The organism is Turicimonas sp. TL08, from assembly GCF_054660695.1.
The window spans coordinates 1-642 of record NZ_BAAGDP010000063.1 but is presented as its reverse complement, the minus strand read 5'-3'; the positions used below and the strand labels follow the sequence as shown (position 1 = coordinate 642).

General features: G+C 47.8%; 1 protein-coding gene. It reads left to right on the top strand.

Annotation, left to right across the window (positions count from 1 at the left end):
* Positions 1-94 precede the first annotated feature (94 nt).
* On the top strand, positions 95-642 hold a 548-nt coding region (locus ACYQ4O_RS12940; RefSeq protein ID WP_460175870.1), incomplete at its 3' end, for a reverse transcriptase domain-containing protein.

Sequence of the window (642 nt, the reverse complement as noted above, 5' to 3'; positions counted from 1 at the left end):
GGAACTCAGACCAACGCTCTCAGAGCGTCTGTTACAACACAAGGCGGGCAGAACTGCGCGGTGCGGTAGACAGCCGAAGCAAGAGGAGCTAGTCATGGCGAAATCACAATGGACGAAAGCAGAACCTAAAGGACTTCCGCTAATCGAGATTGTATGTTTAGTTCTCGAGGAAGCGGCCCAGAAGGTGGTAAGAAATAAAGGTGCGGCCGGCGTAGACGGCATCACTTTTGAGGACTTACCGAAATTTCTGGAGAAACACGGGGAGAAAATCAAGCAGAAACTGAGAAACGGCACCTATATACCGGCGCCCGTCAAACGGGTGGACATTCCCAAACCTAACGGCGGAACAAGAATGTTGGGAATACCAACATTGCTTGATCGCACAATCCAACAGGCCATAGTGATGACCATAGGAGGCGACTTTGAGGAACAATTCTCAAATAAAAGCTATGGGTTTAGGGAAGGAAGAAACTGCCAGCAGGCAGTGCTGAAAGCTCAAGAATATGTGGAATCAGGCAAATGTTGGGTTGTAGAAATGGATCTGTCCAAATTCTTTGACAGAGTCAACCACGACATTCTGATGGATAGAGTCAGCCGAGTGATAACAGATAAGCCACTCCTGAAGCTAATAAGAAGATACCT